Source organism: Azospirillum sp. FG154, assembly GCF_057809575.1.
Genome location: NZ_JBMDKF010000012.1, coordinates 131,163 through 155,403, shown reverse-complemented (window position 1 = coordinate 155,403; position 24,241 = coordinate 131,163). Strand labels below are relative to the sequence as shown.

Below are 24,241 nucleotides of genomic sequence, written 5' to 3'. Positions count from 1 at the left end.
CAACCACAGGACATTTCACAAGACGCTTTGGCTCCGTCGCCCCCAATCGGGGGAGGTTGGAGCCAAAGCCTGTCGCAAAAAAGTCACAAGATGCGCGGTGGAAAAGCGTCCCTACTTGATGCCCCGCATCACCTGGATGTCGAGGTCGCGGATCTTCTTGCGCAGGGTGTTGCGGTTCAACCCCAGCATCTGCGCCGCCTTGATCTGGTTGCCGCGCGTCGCCGACAGGCTGAGCGAAATCAGGGGCCGCTCAATCTCGCGCAACACCCGGTCATAGAGACCGTTGGACGGGATGCCGTCCTTGTGCGCGGCGAAGTAATCCTTCAGATGGCGTTCGACCGCCGCCGAAAGCCCCTCGCTCTGGGTTTCCTCGACCGGCTGGGCGGCGGGGGCGGCGTCGGCCAACTCGGCCTCCACCACGTCCAGGCTGATGACCTCTTGCGAATAGAGCGCGGCCAGACGGCGGACCAGATTTTCCAACTCGCGGACGTTGCCGGGCCAGCGGTAGCGCTTCAGCCGGTCCATCGCCCCTTGGTCGATGCTCTTGGCGGGCAGACCCTGGCTGATGCCGATGTTGAGGAAATGGCGGACCAGCAACGGAATGTCCTCCGTCCGCTCGCGCAGCGGCGGCAGACGGATCGGCACGACGCACAGGCGGTAGAACAGATCCTCGCGGAACAGGCCCTGGCGGATCAGCGTGCGCAGATCACGGTGGGTCGCCGCGATGATGCGGACGTCGGTCTTGATCGGCGTGCGCCCGCCGACGGTGGTGTATTCGCCCTCCTGCAACACGCGCAGCAGGCGGGTTTGCGCCTCCAGCGGCATGTCGCCGATTTCGTCGAGGAACAGGGTGCCGCCCTGGGCCTGCTCGAAACGCCCGGTCGAGCGGTTGGTGGCCCCGGTGAAGGCCCCCTTCTCATGCCCGAACAGTTCGGATTCAATCAGCTCGCGCGGGATCGCCGCCATGTTGATGGCGACGAAGGCCCCGTTCCGCCGCTTGCCGTAATCATGGAGCGCGCGAGCCACCAGTTCCTTGCCGGTGCCGGACTCGCCGGTAATCATCACCGTCAGGTCGGTGCCCATCAGCCGGGCGAGCACCCGGTAAATTTCCTGCATGGCCGGGGAACGGCCAATCAACGGCAATTGTTCGTCGCCATCGTTCGGATCGTTCGCCATCGGCGCGGCGGGGGTGTTGGAATTCAACGCCCGCTCGACGACCGACACCAGTTCCTTCAGGTCGAAGGGCTTGGGCAGATACTCGAACGCCCCGCGCTCCGCCGCCTTCAGGGCGGTTATCAGCGTGTTCTGCGCGCTCATCACGATGACGCGCAGTTCGGGGCGCAGTTTTTTGATGCGCGGAATCAGATCCAGGCCGTTTTCATCCGGCATCACCACGTCGGTGATGACCAGATCGCCCTGCCCGTCCGCCACCCAGCGCCACAGCGTGGCGGCGTTGCCGGTCGTGCGCACCTCGTGCCCCAGACGGCCCAGGGCCTGCGTCAGAACGGTGCGAATGGCGCGATCGTCGTCCGCGATCAGGATGGTCGCCGCAGTCATCAACGACCCCCTCGACCGCCCCGGACCAGCGAGACATTCTGGGAAATCTGCGAATCATCATACATGGGCAGCGACACCTTGAAGACGGTACGGCGCGGCTGGCTGTCGAACTCGATGGTTCCGCCGTGATCGCCGATGAGTTTCGCCACCAATGCAAGACCAAGGCCAGTTCCGTTCACTTTGCTGGTCACGAACGGATCGAACAGGTTGGACCGCAAGTCTTCCGGAATGCCGTCGCCATTATCCTGGACGGACACCAGCAACGGCAGATGCAGCCGGGTGTCGCCGCCGGGAAGCGCCATGCGCACCCCCTGCTGATAGGATGTGCTGAGCGTGATCTCGCCGCCTGTTTCCGGGGCAGCCTCTGCCGCATTTTTAATCAGGTTTAGGAAAACCTGCACAAGTTGGTCGCGATTTCCGTAAACAGCGGGCAAAGATGGGTCATACCGCTCAACAAAGCGTATTTTTCGGGCAAAGCCGCTCTGGGCGACGTTGCGGACATGCTCCAGCACCGTGTGGATGTTGACGTCGGCGCGCTCCAACGGGCGCTCGTCGGAAAACACCTCCATCCGGTTGACCAGGGCGACGATGCGGTCGGCCTCGTCGCAGATCAACCGGGTCAGCACGCGGTCCTGCTCGTCCGCGTTTTCTTCCAGAAGCTGGGCCGCGCCCCGGATGCCCGACAGCGGGTTTTTCACCTCATGCGCCAGCATCGACGCCATCGCCGTGACGGAGCGGGCGGCGTGGCGGTGGGTCAGCGAGTTGTCGATTTTGCGGGCGATGGACCGCTCATGCACCGTCAGCAGCACATGGTCGGGCGGGTCGCCCATGCTGGCCACCTGGACCGTCACATGATGCGGGCCGATGCGCGGGGTGTCGATGATGACGCCCTCTTGCGAGACGCGGCGGCTGCCCCGCCGCACCTGCTCGATCAAGCCGACCACCGGGCTGTCGGGCGGCAACAGCTCGGCCAACGGCATGCCGTCCATCGAGCTGAAGGACAGGTCGAAAAACTCCTGCGCCTCCAGATTGACGAAACGGATCTCGTTGGCGGCGTCCACCACCAGAACCGGATCGGGCAGCGTGTTCAGAACCACGGAGGCGTCGATGCGGGGCGCGCGCGGGTTTCCGGCGCGAGTCCGGTTGCGGCTGCGCGTCGGTGCGCCAGTCGGCACAGGATCCATCAGGCGGCCATCCTTTCGATTGCCGGAACGAAGAAATCACGGATGCATTGGCGCACCGCGTCGGGATCGCCCAAGCGGTTGACCTCCTGGCGGAACTCGTTGGAGCCGCGCACGCCGGTGGAATACCAGGCCACATGCTTGCGGGCGACGCGGACGCCGCCCTCGATCCCGTAATGGCTGAGCATGGCGTCGAAATGCTCCAGCAGCGTCTCCATCCGCTCCAACAGGGATGGATCGGGCAGACGAACGCCGTCTTGCAGATGCCGCATCGCCTGCGCGGGAAACCAGGGACGGCCATAGGCGCCGCGCCCGATCATCACGCCGTCGGCCCCGGATTGGGCCAACGCTGCGTCCACATCCTCCAGCGTCCCAATGTCGCCGTTGACGATGACCGGAATCGACACCGCGTCTTTCACCTGACGGACGAACGTCCAGTCGGCGGAGCCGGTGTAGAACTGGTTGCGGGTGCGGCCATGGACCGTCACCATTTTGATTCCGGCGTTCTCGGCGATGCGGGCCAGCGACGGGGCGTTGCGGTTGCTCTCGTCCCAGCCGGTGCGCATCTTCAAGGTGACGGGGATGCTGACCGCCTTGACCGTCGCCTCCAGAATGCGGGCGGCGTGCCGCTCGTCGCGCATCAGGGACGACCCGGCGTTGCCGTTCACCACTTTTTTGACCGGGCAGCCGAAATTCAGGTCGATCAGCGCGGCGCCGCGATCCTGGTTCAGCTTGGCCGCTTCGGCCATCACCTCTGGTTCGCAGCCCGCGAGTTGGACCGCCATCGGAAATTCTTCCGGTTCGGTCTGCACCATGCGCAGCGTTTCGCGATTTTCGCGGATCATCGCCTGGCTGGCGACCATTTCCGAGACGACGAGGCCGCAGCCCGCGCGCTTGACCAGACGCCGGAACGGCAGATCCGTCACGCCCGACATGGGCGCCAGGATGACGGGTCCGGCGAGCGTGAGAGGGCCGATTTGAAGGGTCATTCGCACCTGCCCGCTTGCTGGGCAAAACAGAAATATGCCGATGAATTAGGCACGGTAGCACGCAAACGCGCCATTGTGCAAGTGCGAAGCCCGATTCGCGCCGGATATTGCCGCAAACGTCACGCCCAAGCCGGTTGGCCCAACAGGATGATGGAGACGAACTTCACCCCCGGATAGGCCAGCGTCAGCAGCAGATAGGCGATCAACACCAGCCGCGCCGCCGTCCGCCCGCGCATGCCGGTGCGGTACTGGGCGATCAGCAGAACCCCGACCACCACGAAGGTCGCCAACGACAGCAGCGTCTTGTGATCGACGCGCAGCGGCATCCCCTGCTCGAAATGCAGCACGGCCATGCCGCTGGCGAGTCCGACGCCCAACACGACCTCCGACGCCACCAGCAGGGCGACCTGCAAACGCTCGCTCTCGGCCACCGGCGGCAGGAAGCGGGTCAGCGGAGTCGGGCGCTTGCTCTTCAACGCCCGCTCTTGCAGGAAGGCGGCGAGCGAGGCGACGGCGCTCAAGGTCAGCAGGGCGTAGGTGAAGACCGACACGGCGATGTGCAGGTCGATCCACACACCCGGCGCGCCGCCGCGCAACACCGGGGCGGGCGCGTCCTCGGTCAGCGTCGCCAACGCTCCGACCACCAGCAGGTAGGGCAACAGCAGCGGGGCCAGCCGCCACGCCGCCCGGTGAAAGCGGCTGAGCGGCAGAAACAGCGCCATGCAGGCGGCGACCGTCACCCACAGCGCCGTGGAAAAGCCGGTCTGCCATTGCCCGGCGACCTGAAGAACCGCCCACATGCCCGGCCCGGCGGCGGCCAACAGCAAGGCCCCCCAAAAGGCCCAGCCGCGCCCATCCTCCCCCCGTCCGGCGACGCGGCGGTAGGGGTAGATCGACGCCGGCAACAGCGCCAGCAACGCCGTGAGGCTCAAAAGAAAATTCTGCGACATCAGGCCGACCGCGCTCCTGTTTCCCGCTGCCGCGATCCCGAACGCCGCCCCGATGGGGGCGCGCCGGTCGCGGGTCTTGGCGGAACCACGGCGACAGGCTAGGCTCCGCCGCGATCCCGTCAAGTGTCCTTGACGTCCTTTTACGGTTTGACCCATGCCCGCCAGCGCGCCCCTGCCCTGCATCGCCCTCATCGTCGCCGGTGGTTCCGGCCAGCGTTTCGGGGCGGAGCGGCCCAAACAATATCTCGACCTGCTCGGCAAACCGATCCTGCGCCGCACCTTGGACGCCTTCCTCAACCACCCCCGGATCACCGGCGTGCAGGTGGTGATCGACCCGGCATGGCGCGCGCAGTATGACCGCGCCGTCGCCGGTCTGACCCTGCCGGAGCCGGTGACGGGCGGCGCGACCCGCCAGGATTCGGTGCGCAACGGGCTGGAGGCGCTCGCCGCGCTGGTCGCTCCGCCCGCCCGCGTGCTGATCCACGACGCCGCCCGCCCGCTGACCGACGCGGCGACCATCGGCGCCGTCATCGACGCGCTGGACGAGACGCCCGGCGCCATCGCCGCCGTTCCGGTGGCCGACACGCTCAAGCGCGGGGCGCACGGGCTGGTCGGGGCTACGGTGGACCGCGACGGGCTGTGGCGGGCGCAAACCCCGCAGGGCTTCCGCTTCGCCGACATTTTGGACGCCCACCGCGCCGCCGCCGGGCTGGCCCTGACCGACGACGCGGCGGTCGCCGAACGGGCCGGGCTGCCGGTGCGCCTCATCCCCGCCACCGAGGACAATTTCAAAGTGACGACCCCCGACGACCTGACCCGCGCCGCCCGCGCCCTGATGGCTGGGCTGGGCGACATCCGCACCGGCACGGGCTTTGACGTTCACCGCTTCACCAAGGGGGATTTCGTCACGCTGTGCGGTCTGCGCGTGCCGCACGACCAGGGGCTGGACGGCCATTCCGACGCCGACGTCGGGTTGCACGCGCTGACCGACGCCATTCTGGGCGCGCTGGCCGCCGGGGACATCGGCAGCCATTTTCCGCCCAGCGATCCGCGTTGGCGCGGGGCCGACAGCGCCCGATTCCTGCGCCACGCCGCCGACCTTGTGGCCGAACGCGGCGGGATCATCGCCCACGCCGACGTCACCATCATTTGCGAACGCCCCAAAGTCGGCCCGCACCGCGCGGCGATGGCCGCCCGGATCGCCGACATTCTGGGAATCGCCGAGGACCGCGTCAGCGTCAAGGCGACGACCACCGAACGGCTGGGCTTCACCGGGCGCGGCGAGGGAATCGCCGCTCAGGCGGTCGCCACCATCCGCCTTCCGGGGTGAGGGTCAGCGGCGCGCCGGGGCAGTCGGGTCAAGGATTGTAGACCCGGAAATGGGATTGTGCGTCATCCCCTCGCAGGCGGGGATCCAGAGTTCGCCGAGCGAATGTTTTCAGTAAGCCTGGATCCCCGCCTTCGCGGGGATGACGGTTCTCCTGCATCGGGAACTCCAGGCATTGACCCGATTGCCCTGACCGCGCGCCGGGATGACTTCCAGGATCGCCGACAATCGGGTTAGACTGCCGTCGCGTTGAAAAAACGTTCCCGGAGAAGAGCTTCCATGTTCCCCGATCTCATCCGCGATCTCGCCGCCCAGACGCTCGCCGAATATGGAATGTCCGGCTACATGCTGGCGACGGCGGAATCCTGCACGGGCGGGTTGATCGCCGGGGCGCTGACCGACATCGCCGGATCGTCGAAGGTGGTGGATCGCGGTTTCGTCACCTACACCAACATCGCCAAGACGGAAATGCTGCGGGTGCCCGCCAGCCTGCTGCACGCCCATGGCGCCGTCAGCCCGGAGGTGGCGGTGGCGATGGCGGTGGGCGCGCTGGCCCGGTCGCGGGCCGACGTGACGGTGGCGGTGACGGGAATCGCCGGACCGGACGGCGGAACCTCGGAAAAGCCGGTTGGCCGCGTCTACATCGCCACCGCCGTGCGCGGCGGCGACGCGCGGGCCAAGGAATACACCTTCACCGGCGACCGCAGCGCGGTGCGTCTGGCGACGGTGCAGGCGGCGTTGGAGCGGCTGCGGCTGGCCCGACCGACCGGCAGCTTCCGATAAGGAATCTCAGCGCTCAGGCGGACGCCCGTAAAGCTGATCCGCCCGCGTCTCGAAGGCATGGACCATGCGGCGCACCGCCTCGTTGAACAGCAGGCCCATGATTTTTTGCAGCATTTTGGAGCGGAACTCGAAATCGACGTAGAAATCGACGCAGCAACCGCCCTCATGCTCCAGGAAAATCCAATGGTTGTTCAGATACTGGAACGGCCCGTCGGTGTACTGAACGTTGATGCGGCGCTCCGCCTCGTTCAATTCGACGCGTGAGGTGAAGCGTTCGCGGACCATCTTGAAACCGATGATGAGGTCCGCGAACATCACCGCGCCTTCGCGCTTGCGGATGCGGGACGCCAAGCACCAGGGCAGAAATTCGGGATATTTCTCCACATCGGCGACCAGCGCGTACATTTGCTGCGGCGTGTAGGGAAGTATCTTCTTTTCCGCGTGCGTCGGCATTCCAGTACCCTGTCCTGTCCCTTATCCCGCCGCGATCCCCAGCTTGCGCAGCCGGGCCTCCCGCAGCTTTTCAAAATCGGCGCCCGCGTGGTAGGACGAGCGCGTCAAGGGCGACGACGCCACCAGCAGGAAGCCCTTGCCACGGCCCACCGTCGAATAGCCGTCGAATTCCTCCGGCGTTACGAAACGGTCAACCGCCACATGCTTGGGCGTCGGCTGGAGATACTGCCCAATCGTCAAAAAGTCCACATCGGCGGCGCGCAGATCGTCCATCACCTGCCCGACCTCCTCCTTCGTCTCGCCCAGACCGGCCATCATGCCGGATTTGGTGAAGATCGTCGGATCCAACTCCTTCACCCGCGCCAGCAATTGCAGCGAGGTGAAATAGCGGGCGCCCGGACGGATCGTCGGGTACAGGCGCGGCACGGTTTCCAGATTGTGGTTGAACACGTCGGGCTTGGCGGCGACCACCACCTCCAACGCGCCCTTCTTCTTCTGGAAATCGGGCGTCAGAATCTCAATCGTCGTGCTGGGCGAGGCGGCGCGCACGGCGCGGATGGTGCGGGCGAAATGCTCCGCCCCGCCATCGTCCAGATCGTCGCGGTCCACCGAGGTGATGACGACATGGTGCAGCTTCAACTGGCCGACGGCTTCCGCAACCTTCTCCGGCTCATGCGGGTCCAGCTTGTCGGGGCGTCCGGTTTCGACGTTGCAGAAGGCGCAGCCGCGCGTGCAGATCGCGCCCAAGATCATGAAGGTGGCGTGCTTGTGCTTCCAGCATTCGCCGATGTTCGGGCAGGCCGCCTCTTCGCAGACGGTGTTCAGCTTGAGGCCGCGCATCAGGCTGCGGGTCTCGTTGTATTCCTGGCTCATCGGCGCCTTGACGCGAATCCAGGCGGGTTTGCGCTGGATCGGGTTGTCGGGCTTGTGGGCCTTTTCGGGGTGGCGCGGCTTTTCGGTCTGGTCGACGAGGGACATGGCTGAAAGACTCCCGACGGCCGACTACAGCGCGGCCCCGAAGAAAGGAACGGAAAAGGCGGTCAGATCCGCCCTTCGGGCGGAAACAACTCGGGCGGATAGGCCGGATCGAGCGCCTGGTCAAGCGTGAAAGGCGCCTCGTTGGGAAATTGCCCATCCGGCGCGTCGGCCTCGACGGCGACGCGCAGCCGGGCGTCGTCGTAGGCCTCGGCAAAGGCGTCTACGACATAGGCGCGCAGGCTGGGGCTGTCTTTGATTTCGCGGAGGATCTTCTTGCGCTGCTCGCGGATGGTCAGACGCCATCCGCGTTCGCAACGGTCGCGCAGATCGGGGCAACACAGCCATTTCAGAAGATGGACCAACAGCACGGACAATCGGCTGTCGATGTCTGATTTCTGGCTGCGCCCCATGCTTTCGATCTCCTCGGCGACGTTCGCCCAGTCGATCGGCCGGTTGTCCCGTTCGGCGTCGGCGCGACGAAGCTCCGCCGCCTGACTTTGCGTCCAGGCGTAGAAATCCTCGTCATACCCGACGCCAGCACGGTCCATCGACCCGATCCACGTTTGAGAAAACGTCGCCTCGGCAAGGCTAACTAAAAGTGGATCGCGCGGCCATAGGCATCAAGGACCGACTCATGCATCATTTCCGACAGGGTCGGGTGCGGGAACACCGTGTGCATCAGTTCGGCCTCGGTCGTCTCCATGGTCTTGGCGACGCCATAACCCTGGATCAGTTCCGTGACCTCGGCCCCGATCATGTGGGCGCCCAGCAATTCGCCGGTCTTGGCGTCGAAGATGGTCTTGACCAGACCCTCCGGTTCGCCAAGGGCGATGGCCTTGCCGTTGCCCATGAAGGGGAAGCGACCGACCCTCACCTCGTAACCCAGCTCCTTGGCCTTCTTCTCCGTCAGACCGACCGAAGCGACCTGGGGATGGGAATAGGTGCAGCCGGGGATGTTGCGGACGTTCAGCGGGTGCGGATGCTTGCCCGCGATGTGTTCCGCGACGATCACGCCCTCGTGGCTGGCCTTGTGGGCGAGCCAGGGCGCGCCGGTGACGTCGCCGATGGCGTAGACGCCCGGCTCGTCCGTTTCGCAATATTGGTTGGCTTGGATGTGGCCACGGTCGGTCTTGACCTTGGTGGTTTCCAGCCCGAGATTTTCGGTGTTCGGCGAGATGCCGACGGCGACGATCACGCGGTCCACCGTGATGTCTTCGACCTTGCCGCCATGCTCGACGGCGACCGTCACGCTGTCGGCGCCCTTGCGCAGGTTCCCGGCCTTGCCGCCGGTGATGACGCGCATCCCCTGCTTTTCAAACGCCTTGCGGGCGAGGCCGGAGATTTCCTCATCCTCGACCGGGAGGATGCGGTCCATCACCTCGACCACCGTGACGTTCGCGCCCAACGCGTTGTAGAAGCTGGCGAACTCGATGCCGATGGCGCCGGAGCCGATGACCAGCAGCGACTTCGGCATGACGTCGGGCGTCATCGCCTTGCGGTAGGTCCAGACCAGCTTGCCGTCGTCTTCCAGGCCGGGCAGCGTGCGGGCGCGGGCGCCCGTCGCGATGATGATGTGCTTGGCCCCGAAGGTGCCGACGGGCGCATTGCCCTTCGTCACCGCCACCAGGCCCTTGCCCGCCAGCTTGGCGGCGCCCTCGATGACCGTGACCTTGTTCTTCTTCAACAGATGCTTGACGCCGCCGTTGAGCTGGGCCGCGACCTTGCGCGAGCGCTGGACGACCTTGTCCAGGTCGAAGGTCGGGTTCTGCACGACCAGACCGTAATCGGCGGCGTGTTTGGCCAGATGCAGCACTTCGGCCGAGCGCAGCAGCGCCTTGGTCGGAATGCAGCCCCAGTTCAGGCAGATGCCGCCGAGGTTTTCACGCTCGATGACGGCGGTGTGCAGGCCAAGCTGCGCGGCGCGGATCGCCGCCACGTAACCGCCCGGCCCGCCGCCGATGACGATGACGTCGTAATTCATGTCGGCCAAGGGTGTTCTCCCCATTCAGGAGCGAGGCGCGTCCTGGGTTCCGGCGGCGAAGATGCCCTCTTCGACCCGGCACGCCTCGTCGATGATCGTCTGGTACAGGGTGGCCATGAAAGCCGGATCCAGGCCATGCGCCTTGCCGCGCTCCGCCGCCCGCGCCTTGACCGCTTCGACGCGGTCGGGCAGGACGGCGGGCAAACCTTCCGCCTGTTTCACCACGGCGACGCGGTGGACGACGGACAGGCGTTTTCCCAGCAACGCGACGATCTCGTCGTCGATGGCGTCGATCTCGGCGCGCAGCGGGGCAAGGCTGTTGGACAAAATCCGGCTCCCTCGGTCGGGTTACAGCAGCATCGACAACGGATCCTCGACCAGCTTCTTGAAAGCCGCAAGGAATTCCGCGCCGACCGCGCCGTCCACCACGCGGTGATCGACCGACAGGGTGCAGCTCATCACGGTGGCGACGGCCAACGCGCCGTTCTTCACCACCGGACGCTGTTCGCCCGCGCCCACCGCCAGGATGCAGCCCTGCGGCGGGTTGATGATCGCCGCGAACTCCTTGACCCCGAACATGCCGAGGTTGGAGATCGAGAAGGTGCCGCCCTGGAACTCTTCCGGCTTCAGCTTGCCGTCGCGGGCGCGCTTGGCCAGATCCTTCATCTCGGACGAGATTTGGGCCAGACCCTTGCCCTCGGCCTTCTTGATGATCGGGGTGATGAGGCCGGTCGGGGTGGCGACCGCCACCGACACGTCGGCGTGGTCGTATTGCAGAATCGCCTCGTCGGTCCAGGCGGCGTTGGCCGCCGGAACCTTCTTCAGCGCCAGCGCGACCGCGCGGATGACGAAGTCGTTGACCGACAGCTTGTAGGCGTCCGACCGGCTGTTCAGCTCCGTCCGCGTCTTCAGCAGCGCGTCGAGTTCGATGTCGACGGTCAGGTAGAAGTGCGGAACGGTCTGCTTGGCCTCGCCCAGACGACGGGCGATGACCTTGCGCATGCCGCTGTTCGGGATGGCCGTGTAGGTCATGCCGAGCTTGTCGGACAGATCCTTCGCGTCCACGCCAGCGGCCTTCGGGGCCGGAGCGGCGGCGACCGGGGTCGGAGCCGCGACCGGAGCGGCGGCGGCGACCGGAGCCGGAGCGGCCTTCGCCGGACCGGCGGCCTTGGCGGCCTCCACGTCGGCCTTGACGATCCGGCCGTTCGGGCCGGTGCCCTTAACCGACTTCAAGTCAACGCCCGCCTGTTCGGCGATGCGGCGGGCCAGCGGGCTGGCGAACACGCGCGCGCCCGTCGCCGGAGCGGCGGCGGGAAGCGTCGCCGCGACCGGAGCCGCTCCGGCGGCGACCGGGGCGGGAGCGGCGACTGGAGCGGCGGCGGGGGCCGGAGCGGCGCTCTTGCTCAGCGCGCTGTCGTCCTCGCCTTCTTCCAGCAGGATGGCGATGGGGGTGTTCACCGCCACGCCCTGGGTTCCGGCGGCGATCAGGATCTTGCCCAAACGGCCTTCATCGACCGCTTCGACTTCCATCGTCGCCTTGTCGGTTTCGATCTCGGCGAGGATGTCGCCGGATTTCACCGTGTCGCCTTCCTTCTTCAGCCACTTGGCGAGGTTGCCCTCGGTCATCGTGGGGGAGAGGGCGGGCATCAGAATCTGAACGGTCATCGTGTCAGCCCTCCTCTCAACGGTAGCAGGCGCGCTTGGCGGCCTTGACGATGTCGTCCACCTGCGGCAGCGCCAATTTTTCCAGATTGGCGGCGTAGGGCATCGGCACGTCCAGACCGGCCACGCGGATCACCGGCGCGTCGAGATAGTCAAACGCCTGCTCCATCATCAGCGCGGCCATTTCAGAGCCGATGCCGGCGAAGGGCCAGCCTTCTTCGACCGAGACCAGACGGTTGGTCTTCTTGACGCTGTTGACGATGGTGGCGGTGTCGAGCGGACGGATCGTGCGCAGGTTGATGACCTCCGCGTCGATGCCTTCCTTGGCCAGGATCTCGGCGGCGGCCAGCGCGTGACCGACCATGATCGAGAAGGCGGTGATGGTCACGTCCTTGCCGGGACGCTCGATCTTGGCCTTGCCGATGGGCAGCACGAACTCTTCGTCGTCGGGAACCTCGAAGCTCTGGCCGTAGAGGATCTCGTTTTCCAGAAAGACGACCGGGTTCGGATCGCGGATCGCCGCCTTCAACAGGCCCTTGGCGTCCGCCGCCGACCAGGGGGCGATGACCTTCAGACCCGGGCAATGGGCGTACCAGGAGGCGTAGCACTGCGAATGCTGCGCGCCGACGCGGGCCGCCGCGCCGTTCGGGCCACGGAACACGATGGGGCTGCCCATCTGGCCGCCCGACATGTAAAGCGTCTTGGCGGCGGAGTTGATGATGTGGTCAATCGCCTGCATGGCGAAGTTGAACGTCATGAACTCGACGATCGGACGCAGGCCCTTGAAGGACGCGCCGACGCCCAAACCGGCGAAGCCGATTTCGGTGATCGGCGTGTCGATGACGCGGCTGTCGCCGAATTCCTGCAACAGGCCCTGCGTGACCTTGTAGGCGCCCTGATACTGGGCGACCTCTTCACCCATGACGAACACCTTGTCGTCACGGCGCATTTCTTCGGCCATCGCGTCGCGCAGCGCTTCGCGCACCGTGCGCTTGGTGGTCTTGGCGAAGAACTTGTCTTCGTCCGACTCCGGCGCGGCGACAGGGGCCGCCGGAACCGTCGGCGCGGCGGCGACCGGAGCGGCTTCCGCCACGACCGGGGCCGGAGCGGCGGCGGGGGCCGGAGCGGCGCCCTTGCTCAGCGCGCTGTCGTCCTCGCCCTCTTCCAACAGGATGGCGATGGGGGTGTTCACCGCCACATTGTCGGTGCCCTCGGCGATCAGAATCTTGCCGACGCGGCCTTCATCGACCGCCTCGACCTCCATCGTCGCCTTGTCGGTTTCGATCTCGGCGAGGACGTCGCCGGACTTCACCGAGTCACCTTCTTTTTTCAACCATTTCGCCAGCTTCCCCTCGGTCATGGTGGGGGACAGGGCCGGCATGAGCACTTCAATCGGCATTCCTCAACCTCCGGCGGCGCGGGGATTCCGGTTTCCCGTCCCTCTGGCGCCGCACCCGCTGTTCGTTGATCGTCTAGGATTAGAGGAGGATGTCGGTCCACAGCTCCGACGGATCCGGCTCGGGGCTTTGCTGGGCGAATTCCGCCGATTCGATCACGATGGCTTTCACCTCGCGGTCGATTTCCTTCAGCTTCTCTTCGTCGGCGTGGCCGCCCGCCAGCAATTTGGCCTTGAGCTGGTCGATGGGGTCGGATTCCGACCGCATCTTCTCGACCTCTTCCTTCGTCCGGTATTTGGCCGGATCGGACATCGAGTGACCACGGTAGCGGTAGGTCTTCATTTCCAGAATGACCGGGCCGTTGCCTTCGCGGATGTAGTTCACCCACTGGTCGGCGGCGGCCTTGACCTCGAGAACGTCCATGCCGTTCACTTGGTGGCCCGGAATGCCGTAGGAGGCGCCGCGCTGGTGCAGTTCGCCCGCCGAGGCGCGCTCCTGCGAGGTGCCCATGGCGTATTTGTTGTTTTCAATGACGAAGAGCACCGGCAGCTTCCACAGCGCCGCCATGTTGAAGCTCTCGTAAACCTGACCCTGGTTGATCGCGCCGTCGCCGCAATAGACCGCCGAGACGCCGCCATCCTTCAGGTATTTGTGCGCGAAGGCCAAGCCGGTCCCCAGCGGAACCTGACCGCCGACGATGCCGTGGCCGCCGTAGAAATTCTTTTCGCGGCTGAACATGTGCATCGAGCCGCCCTTGCCGTGGGAGTAGCCCCCACGACGCCCGGTCAACTCGGCCATCACGCCCTTGGCGTCCATGCCGCAGGCCAGCATGTGGCCGTGGTCACGGTAGCTGGTGATGACGCTGTCGCCGTCGTTCAGCGCGGACTGGATGCCGACGACGACGGCCTCCTGGCCGATGTAGAGATGGCAGAAGCCGCCGATCAGGCCCATGCCATAGAGCTGGCCCGCCTTCTCTTCAAAGCGGCGGATGAGCAGCATCTCGCGGTAATAATGAAGCAGCTCTTCAGACGAGACGGCTTGAGCGGGCGCAGACTCGGTTTGCGCCTTGGGACGGCGTCGGGACGCGGCCATGTTTCCTCCCCAGGGTTCACGCGGCGACGGTCTTGAGACAACCGTCGTCGCCGTAACGTTGCGGGCGACAGAAAGCCCGCACCGGAAGCGGCTATGGCGCGCACACTACACGAGCTTTTCATCTCGCGCAAACATCTGTTTTTTAAGGCGGATTTCTGATTAACCGGAATTCAGTTAATTGCCTGATTTGGGCTGCTTCTCTGCGCCCGCCTCGTTGCCGTCGTACCGTTTGGGCAGCGTCACAACCACGTCGCGAGCGCTGGACAGGTTCAACATCGACCGCGCCCGCTCGTCCAGCATGTCGCGATCCAGATTGTCGCCGCGCAGCAATTGGGCGCGCCGCTCCATCCGTTCCCGCTCGGTCTTGAGCTGTTGCAGAACCCCTTCGGCCTGGGCGATCTCGCCCTTGATCTGCTTCATGGCGACCAAACCGCGATCACCATGGATCGCGTAGTAGGCGAAATAGGTCACGACGCACGCGCACACCCCCGGCAAAATGGCCTGACGGAGCGCGCTCTTGGTGGCGCGGGCGAGCGAATCGGTGAGATTGGTCATCATCGTCATGGTGACTCAATGGAGCCACAGAGGCTTTCCGCCGGTCAAACAAAAAGACGGGAAATCAGCGCTCTCCGCCGGTCTTGATCGTCGCGCCCCCAGTAATGGTGCCTTGTGGAGAAAGACCCACAAGACGCCCCCTCAAATCGACCCGTGCGCCGCAACAAAATCCAAACATTTCAGCCGGATCAAACATCCACAACCCGACGCGGGCCGGGGGCCGTCGCATCCGGCTCGAACGCCACCCCCTTGACCATGGCCACCACCTCGCGCCCCGGCGCCAGTTCCAGGTCACGCACCGCCGCCCGGGTGATGCGGGCGATCAGAAAGGAACCGCCGACGGCGATCTGCACATCCGCCGACGACGGCCCCGACTCGGCGACCGCCGCCACCCGCCCCGGCAAGGCGTTGCGCACGCTGACTCCGCTGGGGGGCGACAGCGCCACGATGACGTCGCGGGCGTGGATGTGCAGGCGCACGGCGCCGCCAACCGGGCGCGCGACTCGCGGAACGGTCAGCCGCCCACCGTCAAACGTCAGCACGCTCAACCCATCCTCATCGACATGGCGCTCCACCATAAGGTCCAGCACCGCGCCCGCGTCCTGAATCCCCGACAAGGCGGACAGGTCCAGCCGCCCCATGACCGCGCCGACCGACCCGGCGGCGACCACCCGGCCGTCGGCGATCAGCACCATGGTGGCGGCCAACCGCACCACCTCATCCACCGCGTGGCTGACCAGCACGATGGGGATGTTCATCTCGTCGCGCAGCCGTTCGATGTAGGGCAGGATCTCCGCCTTGCGGGCGGCGTCCAGGGCGGCCATCGGCTCGTCCATCAACAGCAGGCGCGGTTGCGCCAGCAGGGCGCGGCCCAGGGCCACCCGCTGCGTCTCGCCGCCCGACAACCCGCGCGGGCGACGGTCGAGCAAACCGCCCAAGCCCAACAGCTCCACCACCGGCCCCAACGCGATGCGCCGTTCCGCCGCCGCCACCCGGCGCAGGCCGTATTCCAGATTGCTGCGCACGGTCATGTGCGGGAACAGGCGGGATTCCTGAAAGACGTAACCGACCCGGCGCTTTTCCACCGCCACGTCAATGCGGCGGGCGCTGTCGAAAAACACGGCGTCGCCAACGCGGATGTGGCCCTCGTCGGGCCGCGACAATCCGGCGATGGCGTTGATGACGGAGGTCTTGCCCGATCCCGACCGGCCAAACAACGCGGTGACGCCGCGCTCCTCCGCCTGAAAGGCGATGTCGAGGGTGAAGCCGCCCAGCTTGCGGCGAATGGAAACATCCAGCATCGCGCTTTCCCTGCCCCTGCCCCTGCCCCTGCCTCTACCCCTGCCCGATCAAACGGCGCAGACGGCGGGCCAGAAATTCCGACGCCATCAGCGCGACCAGCGCCACCGAAAAGGAAATCACCGCCAGCCGCGCCGCCACGGCGTCGCCGTCCGGTTGCTGGGTGGCGGCGTAGATGGCCAGCGGCAGGGTCTGCGTCCGCCCTGGAATGTTGGAGACGAAGGTGATGACCGCGCCAAACTCCCCCATCGCGGCGGCGAAGGCGACGATGGCCCCCGACAACAACCCCGGCGCCATCAGCGGCAACAGAATGGTGAAAAAGCGGTCCACCGGCCCGGCCCCCAGCGTGCGGGCCGCCGCCTCCAGACCACCGTCAATCGCCTCGACCGACAAACGGATCGCCCGCACCATCAGGGGAAAGGAGGTCACGGCGACGGCCAGCGACGCCCCTTCCGGGGTGAAAATCAGCTTTACGCCAAAGGTCTGCAACAGCCAGCCGCCAATCACCCCCTTGGTCCCCATGGTGACGAGCAGGATGTAGCCGACCACCACCGGCGGCAGCACCAGCGGCAGATGCACCAACCCATCGACCAGCGTCTTGCCCGGAAAGGAATAACGCCCAAGCACCCAGGCGGCCAGAACGGCCAAAGGCAGGCTGCCGACGATGGCCCAGCCCGCGACCCGCAGGCTGAGCAGCAACGCGGTCATTTCCATCGGCGACAGCAGATCCATGCCCATCAGCTTACGGCAGCTTGGGGGCCGGAACGAAGCCGAATTCCTGGAACACCGCCAAACCCTCCGGCGACTTCAGGAAATCGAGGAATTTGACCGCGTTCGCGTTGGTCGTCGTCGCCGTCAGCGCCACCGGAAAGACGATGGCGGGGTGCGAGCCGGGCGGGAAAACGCCGACCACGGTCACGCCCGGATCCACCGCCGCGTCGGTGCGGTAGACGATGCCCAACGGCGCCTCGCCCCGGCTGACCAACGCCAGCGCGGCGCGTACGTTGTCGGTGCGCGCCAGTTTCGGTTCGATCTGCGCCCATTGGCCGAAGGATTCCAGGGCGGCTTGCGCGTATTTGCCGACCGGAACGTTGGAGGGATCGCCGGTCGCCAACCGCCCATCGCCGATCAGGGCGGGCAGATCGCCGCCGGGCTTCAAGTCGGGCTTCAGCGTCGATCCCTTGGGCGCGATCACCACCAGCTCGTTGCCCAGCAGGCTGACGCGGCTGTCGGTTTTGATGAGGTTGCGCTTTTGCAGATAGTCCATCCAATCCAGATCGGCGGAGATGAACAGGTCGGCGGGCGCCCCATTTTCGATCTGCTTGGCCAAGGCCGAGGACGCGGCGAAGGAGCTGGTGATCCCCACCCCGGTCTTCGCCTTGAACTGGCTGGCGATCTTCTCCACCGCGTTCTTGGTCGAGGCGGCGGCCAGCACCAGAACATCCTGCGCCATCGCCGCCGGGGCGGCGGTCAACAGGCCAAGACCAACCACCGCCGCCGTCATCAGACGCCTTGCGGTCCCCTTACGCGCGCCGACCATGCCACCCTCCGTTCGTGTCGCAATTTCTATATCTCAACGGATACAGCGCATCGCGGTTGCGGTAAAGCGCAAATGGTCAGCCATCTTGCCGCAGTTTGGGAAGCGGGCATGGCCCCCGGCGGGACGTCATGCTATGGAAGCCCGTCTTTCACCTTTGGTCTTTTCAGGGAAGCCACGTCATGCGCGCCGTCAAAATCTCCCCGTCCATTCTCTCCGCCGATTTCGCCCGGCTGGGCGAGGAGGTGCGCGCCGTTGACGCGGCTGGCGCCGACTACATCCACATCGACGTGATGGATGGGCATTTCGTCCCCAACATCACCATCGGCCCCGCCGTGGTGAAGGCCCTGCGCCCGCACAGCGCCAAGGTTTTCGACGTGCATCTGATGATTTCGCCGGTGGACGCCTATGTCGCCGATTTCGCCAAGGCGGGCGCCGACATCATCACCGTCCACCCGGAGGCCGGGCCGCACCTGCACCGCACCATCCAGCTCATCAAGTCGCTGGGCAAAAAGGCGGGCGTGGCGTTGAACCCGGCCACCCCGGTGGACGCCATCCAGCATGTGCTGGAGGACATCGATCTGGTGCTGGTGATGACCGTCAACCCCGGTTTCGGCGGCCAGAGCTTCATCACGAGCCAATTGCCGAAGATCCGCGACCTGCGCGCGCGCATCGACGCGCTGGGCAAGGCGATCGATCTTGAGATCGACGGCGGCATCAACACCGAAACCGCCCGGTTGGCCGTCGAGGCCGGGGCCGACGTGCTGGTCGCCGGAACCGCGACCTTCACCGGCGGGCCGGACCATTACGCCGCCAACATCCGCGCCCTGCGCTGAAACTGAACGGCGCGGCGGTTGGCGGTCCCAAGGGTTGGGGCCGTCAACCGTGGCGCATCGTCACGCGTAGTGCGCGACGCGCTGGCCGCGCTGTCGGCGGCCAAAAGCGCGGCGCGCGGCTGACGGGGCCCCTCAGCGCCCCTTTTCCCGCAGCATGCGGGACCGCCATTGCCAGGGCTTTTCCACCTGCCCGGCCCACAGGCCGAGTTTCTTGCTTTGCGCGTAGGCTTCGGCCTTTTGGTAGATCGCCGACAGGCTGGCGTAATGGAACGCCCAACCCAGCGACACCATCGTCATTCCCAGATCGACGCCCCGCACCCGACACTCGCCCTTGTTCTCGCCGGTTCGGTCCTTTTCCGCGATGGTGCAGGTGACTTCTTGATCTTTCACCATGTTGGCGAGCACGGCGGTGGAGACCTTGAAACAATCCAACTCATGGCCGTAGCGGTTTTTGCACATCTCTCCCGGATCGGGCGCGTCGATGCCCATCAGGCGAATGGGCGTGGCGTTGATGGTCAAGAGATCGCCTTCCACGGCGGTGGCCCGGCCCGTGATCGACGCGTTCGGCGTTCCGGCCACCTTGCCGCCCGGCTTGGCCTTGGCGGCGTTCTGCGCCAGCGCCCCGCCCATCCCGCCAAGCAGGAGCGCGAGGCCAAGCAGCGCGGCCAGCGCCGCCCGCTCAAAACAGGCTGAGTTGGTCATCGGCGGGTTTCCGAACGGGTTCCGGCGTCGGCGGATCGAGACAGCCGGAATCGTCGTTGCGCACGCTGTTCACGCGCGGACCGACCGGCGTCAGGTCCAACAGATCGTCGGGCGCGGGACGCAACAGCGTGGCGAGGTCCGGCAGCGGCGTTTCCGGATCCAGCCACGCCGCCCAATCCCGCTCGTCCAGGATGACCGGCATCCGGTCATGCAGCACGGACAGGGCGGCGTTGGCGCTGGTGGTCAGCACCGTGGCGGTTTCCAACGGCGGCTCGCCCGCCGGCCCCCCCTTCGGCCCGCGCCAGGATTCCCACAGACCGGCCAGCGCGAACAGCGCGCGGTCGCGACGGCGGATGATTCGGCCCTGCTTGCGCCCGTCCACCTCCGTCCATTCGTAAAAGCCGTCCACCGGAACGAGGCAGCGGCGCAGACGAAACGCCTCGCGGAAGGCCGGTTTCTCCGCTACCGATTCGGCGCGCGCGTTTATCATCCGCGCGCCGATGGCGGGATCGTCGGCCCAACTGGGAACCAGCCCCCAGCGCGGCAAGGCCAGACGACGCCGGTCCTTGTCTTTGCGAATGACCGGAATCTCCTGGGTGGGCGCGATGTTCCAGCGCGGCTTCAGGTTCGGACGCTCCGGCACGCCGAAGATCCGTTGAATCGCGCTGACCGGGCTGGTGAGCATCATGCGTCCGCACATGACGCTGACTTCCGCACAGGACGACGCCGCTGGCAAGCCCGCAACGCGCGCGCCAGCGGATGGCGCCCATTCGCAGCCACGGGGTTTCCCTTTGCGGGATGGCGTCCTATCTTCGCGGGGGCAACCAACAGATCAACGCGGACAGCGGGAGTTCGACCATGAAGTTCGGCATCGGCCAAGCGGTTCCGCGCACCGAAGACGCGCGCCTTCTGACCGGGGGCGGCCGCTACACCGACGACGTGTCGCTGCCCGGCCAGACCTACGCCTCCTTCGTGCGCTCCCCCCACGCGTTCGCCGCCATCGGCGCCATCGACGCCGCCGACGCGCTGGCGGTTCCCGGCGTGCTGGCGGTCTACACGGTCGCCGATCTCGACGCCGACGGGCTTGGCCCGCTGCCCTGCCTGTCCGGGCTGACGCAGCGCGACGGTTCGCCTTACGTCGGCACGCCGCACCCGGCCTTGTGCAAGGGCTTCGTCCGCCATGTCGGCGATCCGGTCGCCATGGTGGTCGCCGAGACGCCGGAGGCGGCGCGCGACGGGGCCGAGTTGGTGATGGTCGATTACAGCGACCGCGAGTCGGTGACGGGCACCGCCGAAGCGCTGGAGCCGGGCCGCCCGCTGGTCTGGGACGCGGCGCCGAACAATCTGTGCTTTGACTGGGACACCGGCGACGAGGCCGCCGTGGAGGCCGCCTTCGCCAAGGCCGCCCGCGTCGTCGATCTGGAGATCGTCAACAACCGCGTCGTCGCCACCCCGATGGAGGGCCGCGCCTGTGTGGCCGGGGTCGAGGCGGAAACCGGGCGGCTGCAAATCCACGTCACCAGCCAGGGCGTGCATTCGCTGCGCAAGCAGTTCGCCAAGATCTTCAATCTGCCGGAAAGCCAGTTCCATGTGCTGACCACCGACGTCGGCGGCGGGTTCGGCATGAAGCTGTTCAACTATCCCGAATATGTCGCCTGCCTGTTCGCCGCCCGCCGTCTCAATCGTCCGGTGAAATGGACCTCGGAACGGACCGAAGCCTTCCTCACCGACGATCATGGCCGCGACCATGTCAGCAAGGCGCGGCTGGCGCTGGACGCCGACGGTCATTTCCTGGGCCTGCGGGTGGACACCATCGCCAATCTGGGCGCCTATCTGTCCAACTACGGCCCCTTCATCCCGACCGACGCCGGGTCGTCCATGCTGGTCGGATCCTACAAGACCCCCGCCGTCTATGTCCGGGTCAAGGGCGTCTTCACCAACACCCAGCCGGTGGACGCCTATCGCGGGGCCGGCCGACCGGAGGCCGCCTATCTGCTGGAACGGTTGATCGACCATGCCGGGCGCGTCACCGGGTTGGGCGCGGCGGAAATCCGCCGCCGCAACTTCATCCCCAGCGCCGCCATGCCCTACGCCACCCCGATGGGGCAGGTCTATGACACCGGCGATTTCATCCAAAATCTGGAAGACGGCCTGATTCTGGCCAACGTCGCCGGTCTGCCCGCCCGCAAGGCGGCGGCCAAGGCGCGCGGCAAGCGGCGCGGCCTGGGCCTGTCCACCTACATCGAGGCGTGCTCGGGCGGCGGGCCGGAGCAGGCGACGGTTCAGGTCAACGGCGACGGGCGCGTCGTGCTGTTGATCGGCACCCAGACCAACGGTCAGGGCCACGAAACCGCCTACAAGCAGATCCTGGCCGACCGTCTGGGCGTCGCGCCGGAGGATGTCGAGGTGGTGCAGGGCGACAGCGACCGCGTGACCTGGGGATCGGGCACCGGCGGATCGCGCTCCGTCCCCGTCGGCGGCTCGGCGCTGGCCGAGGGCGCGGCCAAGGTGGTGAAGACGGCGACGCCCATCGCCGCCGATCTGCTGGAAACCGCCGCCATCGACGTGGAGTTCGCCGAAGGCCGCTTCACCGTCGTCGGCACCGACCGCAGCGTGTCGTTGAAGGAGGTCGCCGCCAAGGCCGCCGCTGACGGCGGCGGAATCGCCTTCTCCGAAATGGCGCGCTGGACGCCGCCCGCCAGCACCTTCCCCAACGGCTGCCACGTCGCCGAGTTGGAGGTCGATCCCGACACCGGCGTGGTCGAGGTTGTGCGTTACAGCGTCGTCGATGATTTCGGCACGGTCATCAACCCGATGCTGGTGATGGGGCAGGTCCATGGCGGCGTCGCCCAGGGCTTGGGGCAGGCGTTGCAAGAGCGCGTGGTGTTCGATCCCGACAGCGGCCAGCTTCTGACCGGCTCGCTGATGGATTACCAACTGCCGCGCGCCGCCGACATGCCGCCGATCACGGTGAAGCTGAACTGCGTTCCCAGCACCACCAACATGCTGGGCATGAAGGGCGCGGGCGAGGCCGGGGCCATCGGCGCGCCGCCCGCCATCATCAACGCGCTGGTGGACGCCCTGTCGGAGTATGGCGTCACCCACATCGACATGCCCGCCACCCCGCACGCGGTGTGGAGCGCGATCCAGGCGGCGAAGACCCAAATGGCGGCGGAGTGACGCGGTAAATGCGTCAGGACAAATCGCTCGAACGCTTCCACATCTATGAAAGCCCTTCCCCCTTGCGGGAGAGGGGCTACGGCATTCACACATCTTTTCTTGCTGCAACCAATTGAAATAAAACGGATTTTTCGTCATCCCCGTGCAGGCGGGGATCCAGAGTTTGCCAGACGAACCCTATGGGTAAGTCTGGATTCCCGCCTTCGCGGGAATGACGGAGAAAAGTTCTTTTTCTTCCAATGAGTTGCCTAAACCGAAGATGTGTGCATCTAGTAGCCCGCGAGGGGAGAGGGGCTTTTTCGGCACTTAATGGTTCCAAGCGATTGCCCTGGCAAAACCGTCGTAAAATCACCGCGAACGTGCGAATCTCCCTGGATTGCTCGCCGCGTGACGGTCAGGCGGTCCTAAGGAGAGGGAAAGAGCGATGACGACGGACGCGCCTTGCGGCGGTCGCTGCGCGGAAAAGCTGGATCTGGATTTCACCATGGCGTTTCAGCCCATCGTGGATGTGAACGCTGGTGAAATCTGGGCGCATGAAGCCCTGGTGCGCGGGGTCGAAGGGCAAGGGGCCGGTTGGGTTCTGGGGCAGGTGAACGACGGCAACCGTTACGCCTTCGACCAGTCCTGTCGGGTGAAAGCCATTGAGTTGGCCGCCGGGCTGCCCTTCAACGGGGCGCGGTTGTCGATCAATTTCCTGCCCAACGCGGTCTACAAGCCCGAAGCCTGCATCCGCGCCACGCTGGCCGCCGCCGCCCGCACCGGCTTCCCCACCGACCGCATCATCTTCGAGGTGACGGAGGGGGAGCGGGTCATCAACCAGGATCACCTGACCAGCATCTTCGTCGAATACCGCCGCCAAGGCTTCATGACCGCCATCGACGATTTCGGCGCGGGCTATTCCGGTCTCAATCTGCTGGCGCAGTTCCAGCCCGACATCATCAAGCTGGACATGGAGTTGACCCGCAACATCGACCAGGACCCGGTTCGGCGCGGCATCGTCAAGGGCGTCCTGTCGATCTGCGCCGATCTGGGAATCATCCCGCTGGCCGAAGGGGTGGAAACGATTGGCGAGGCGCGGGCGCTGCGCGATTTGGGAATCGCGCTGATGCAGGGCTATCTCTTCGCCAAGCCCGCCTTTCAGACCGTCGCCAACAGCCCGGCGGAACTGCCGCTGGGTTGACGTCGAATCAGCCGCGCGTGCTTCAGCCGCGCACCGACATGGTCATGTAAGCCATGCCGTCGCCGTAGCTCGCCAGCTTCGCCGCCAGCGCCGGGCCGCCGCCGTCATAGGGCGTGAAGCCCGCGCGGTCCCAATAGCTGCGCGCGCCCGGCGTCGAGGTCAGCGCCAGCCACGCGAAGCCGCCGCGCGCCGCCAGTTCGTGGGCGTAATCCAGCACAGCCGCGCCCAGCCCAAGCCCGCGCGTGTCCGGCAACAGGGCGATGTCGTGCAGATAGAGGCAATCCGCCGCAGCGGGCAGTTCGCCCAGAGGGGCGTCGAGCGGCGGCGGAACGCCAAGCCGCCCCGGATGCATGACGCCATAGCCCAGCGCCATCCCATCCCGTTCGGCCAGACGGCACCCGGCGGGAAACAGCGCCAGACGTTCGGCGAACACCGCCCGGTCTTCCGGGTAATCCGGGTGGACGAGGTCCGCCACGCCCAGAACCGCGTCGAGATCCGCTTCCACCATCGCCCGCCACCGCACAACCATCGCTCTCTCTCCACATCGCCGCTCGTTCAGGCACTTCCGGTTCACCCACTCCCCGCGCTATGGTGAATCCCCA

At 66.2% G+C, this 24,241-nt stretch carries 24 protein-coding genes; 5 read left to right on the top strand and 19 right to left on the bottom strand.

All coding sequences use genetic code 11. The annotated features are described in order from the left end of the window. Positions 1-111 precede the first annotated feature (111 nt). The 4 genes from ntrC to ACODS4_RS15775 form a co-directional block, all read right to left on the bottom strand. Positions 112-1,557, bottom strand: a complete 1,446-nt coding sequence (ntrC, locus tag ACODS4_RS15790) for a nitrogen regulation protein NR(I) (RefSeq protein WP_488865255.1) — start codon at positions 1,555-1,557, stop codon at positions 112-114. Continuing rightward, on the bottom strand, positions 1,557-2,741 hold the full coding sequence (locus ACODS4_RS15785; protein ID WP_488865253.1) for a two-component system sensor histidine kinase NtrB: 1,185 nt from the start codon (positions 2,739-2,741) through the stop codon (positions 1,557-1,559). Before ACODS4_RS15785 ends, ntrC begins: the two co-directional genes overlap by 1 nt. Beyond that, the gene (dusB, locus tag ACODS4_RS15780) at positions 2,741-3,727 is read right to left on the bottom strand and encodes a tRNA dihydrouridine synthase DusB (protein ID WP_488865251.1); all 987 of its coding nucleotides are present in this window, start codon (positions 3,725-3,727) and stop codon (positions 2,741-2,743) included. Before dusB ends, ACODS4_RS15785 begins: the two co-directional genes overlap by 1 nt. A 119-nt stretch (positions 3,728-3,846) precedes the next feature. After that, on the bottom strand, positions 3,847-4,677 hold the full coding sequence (locus ACODS4_RS15775) for a cytochrome C assembly family protein (protein ID WP_488865249.1): 831 nt from the start codon (positions 4,675-4,677) through the stop codon (positions 3,847-3,849). A 154-nt stretch (positions 4,678-4,831) separates the two neighbouring features. Here ACODS4_RS15775 and ACODS4_RS15770 point away from each other — a divergent pair, with 154 nt between their 5' ends. Together ACODS4_RS15770 and ACODS4_RS15765 are read left to right on the top strand one after the other, a co-directional pair. Then, positions 4,832-6,007: a bifunctional 2-C-methyl-D-erythritol 4-phosphate cytidylyltransferase/2-C-methyl-D-erythritol 2,4-cyclodiphosphate synthase gene (locus ACODS4_RS15770; RefSeq protein ID WP_488865247.1), complete on the top strand. Its 1,176-nt coding sequence runs from the start codon at positions 4,832-4,834 to the stop codon at positions 6,005-6,007. Between the two features lie 276 nt (positions 6,008-6,283). Continuing rightward, positions 6,284-6,787, top strand: coding sequence for a CinA family protein (locus ACODS4_RS15765; RefSeq protein ID WP_488865245.1), 504 nt, complete (start codon positions 6,284-6,286; stop codon positions 6,785-6,787). A 6-nt stretch (positions 6,788-6,793) separates the two neighbouring features. Here ACODS4_RS15765 and ACODS4_RS15760 read toward each other — a convergent pair whose 3' ends face one another. The 12 genes from ACODS4_RS15760 to modA form a co-directional block, all read right to left on the bottom strand. Next, complete coding sequence (locus ACODS4_RS15760) at positions 6,794-7,240, bottom strand: type II toxin-antitoxin system RatA family toxin (RefSeq protein WP_488865243.1); 447 nt, start codon at positions 7,238-7,240, stop codon at positions 6,794-6,796. A 21-nt stretch (positions 7,241-7,261) separates the two neighbouring features. Beyond that, positions 7,262-8,218, bottom strand: a complete 957-nt coding sequence (lipA, locus tag ACODS4_RS15755) for a lipoyl synthase (protein WP_488865241.1) — start codon at positions 8,216-8,218, stop codon at positions 7,262-7,264. Between the two features lie 62 nt (positions 8,219-8,280). Further along, entirely contained in the window at positions 8,281-8,766 is a 486-nt protein-coding gene (locus ACODS4_RS15750; protein WP_488865239.1) for a DUF29 domain-containing protein, read from the bottom strand. Between the two features lie 44 nt (positions 8,767-8,810). Next, positions 8,811-10,208 (bottom strand): dihydrolipoyl dehydrogenase, encoded by a 1,398-nt coding sequence (gene lpdA, locus ACODS4_RS15745; protein ID WP_488865237.1) that lies wholly within the window; start codon positions 10,206-10,208, stop codon positions 8,811-8,813. Positions 10,209-10,223: 15 nt separating this feature from the next. After that, positions 10,224-10,526 carry a chorismate mutase gene (locus ACODS4_RS15740; protein ID WP_119829502.1) on the bottom strand — a complete coding sequence of 101 codons (303 nt, stop codon included), beginning with the start codon at positions 10,524-10,526 and terminating at the stop codon, positions 10,224-10,226. A 21-nt stretch (positions 10,527-10,547) separates the two neighbouring features. After that, entirely contained in the window at positions 10,548-11,864 is a 1,317-nt protein-coding gene (locus ACODS4_RS15735) for a pyruvate dehydrogenase complex dihydrolipoamide acetyltransferase (RefSeq protein WP_488865235.1), read from the bottom strand. A gap of 16 nt (positions 11,865-11,880) precedes the next feature. Next, the gene (locus ACODS4_RS15730) at positions 11,881-13,260 is read right to left on the bottom strand and encodes a pyruvate dehydrogenase complex E1 component subunit beta (RefSeq protein ID WP_488865233.1); all 1,380 of its coding nucleotides are present in this window, start codon (positions 13,258-13,260) and stop codon (positions 11,881-11,883) included. A 79-nt stretch (positions 13,261-13,339) separates the two neighbouring features. Then, positions 13,340-14,350 (bottom strand): pyruvate dehydrogenase (acetyl-transferring) E1 component subunit alpha, encoded by a 1,011-nt coding sequence (pdhA, locus tag ACODS4_RS15725; RefSeq protein WP_488865231.1) that lies wholly within the window; start codon positions 14,348-14,350, stop codon positions 13,340-13,342. A gap of 174 nt (positions 14,351-14,524) precedes the next feature. Then, the gene (locus ACODS4_RS15720) at positions 14,525-14,914 is read right to left on the bottom strand and encodes an FtsB family cell division protein (protein WP_488865229.1); all 390 of its coding nucleotides are present in this window, start codon (positions 14,912-14,914) and stop codon (positions 14,525-14,527) included. A 179-nt stretch (positions 14,915-15,093) separates the two neighbouring features. Further along, positions 15,094-16,206, bottom strand: coding sequence for a molybdenum ABC transporter ATP-binding protein (modC, locus tag ACODS4_RS15715; protein WP_488865227.1), 1,113 nt, complete (start codon positions 16,204-16,206; stop codon positions 15,094-15,096). Between the two features lie 34 nt (positions 16,207-16,240). Then, on the bottom strand, positions 16,241-16,936 hold the full coding sequence (modB, locus tag ACODS4_RS15710) for a molybdate ABC transporter permease subunit (protein WP_488865225.1): 696 nt from the start codon (positions 16,934-16,936) through the stop codon (positions 16,241-16,243). Between the two features lie 10 nt (positions 16,937-16,946). Then, positions 16,947-17,744 carry a molybdate ABC transporter substrate-binding protein gene (gene modA, locus ACODS4_RS15705; protein WP_488865223.1) on the bottom strand — a complete coding sequence of 266 codons (798 nt, stop codon included), beginning with the start codon at positions 17,742-17,744 and terminating at the stop codon, positions 16,947-16,949. 179 nt (positions 17,745-17,923) lie between these two features. Here modA and rpe point away from each other — a divergent pair, with 179 nt between their 5' ends. Then, positions 17,924-18,577: a ribulose-phosphate 3-epimerase gene (gene rpe, locus ACODS4_RS15700; RefSeq protein WP_488865221.1), complete on the top strand. Its 654-nt coding sequence runs from the start codon at positions 17,924-17,926 to the stop codon at positions 18,575-18,577. 132 nt (positions 18,578-18,709) lie between these two features. Here the strand turns inward: rpe and ACODS4_RS15695 are convergent, their stop codons facing one another. Together ACODS4_RS15695 and ACODS4_RS15690 are read right to left on the bottom strand one after the other, a co-directional pair. Then, entirely contained in the window at positions 18,710-19,279 is a 570-nt protein-coding gene (locus ACODS4_RS15695) for a thermonuclease family protein (protein ID WP_488865219.1), read from the bottom strand. Next, entirely contained in the window at positions 19,257-19,967 is a 711-nt protein-coding gene (locus tag ACODS4_RS15690) for an SOS response-associated peptidase (RefSeq protein ID WP_488865217.1), read from the bottom strand. The genes ACODS4_RS15695 and ACODS4_RS15690 overlap by 23 nt, the downstream gene beginning before the upstream one ends. Before the next feature lie 170 nt (positions 19,968-20,137). Between ACODS4_RS15690 and ACODS4_RS15685 the strand changes: the two genes are divergently transcribed. Next, positions 20,138-22,459, top strand: coding sequence for a xanthine dehydrogenase family protein molybdopterin-binding subunit (locus ACODS4_RS15685; RefSeq protein ID WP_488865216.1), 2,322 nt, complete (start codon positions 20,138-20,140; stop codon positions 22,457-22,459). Between the two features lie 424 nt (positions 22,460-22,883). Further along, on the top strand, positions 22,884-23,639 hold the full coding sequence (locus ACODS4_RS15680; RefSeq protein WP_488865214.1) for an EAL domain-containing protein: 756 nt from the start codon (positions 22,884-22,886) through the stop codon (positions 23,637-23,639). A 22-nt stretch (positions 23,640-23,661) separates the two neighbouring features. Here the strand turns inward: ACODS4_RS15680 and ACODS4_RS15675 are convergent, their stop codons facing one another. Beyond that, positions 23,662-24,168, bottom strand: a complete 507-nt coding sequence (locus ACODS4_RS15675; protein ID WP_488865212.1) for a GNAT family N-acetyltransferase — start codon at positions 24,166-24,168, stop codon at positions 23,662-23,664. Positions 24,169-24,241 lie beyond the last annotated feature (73 nt).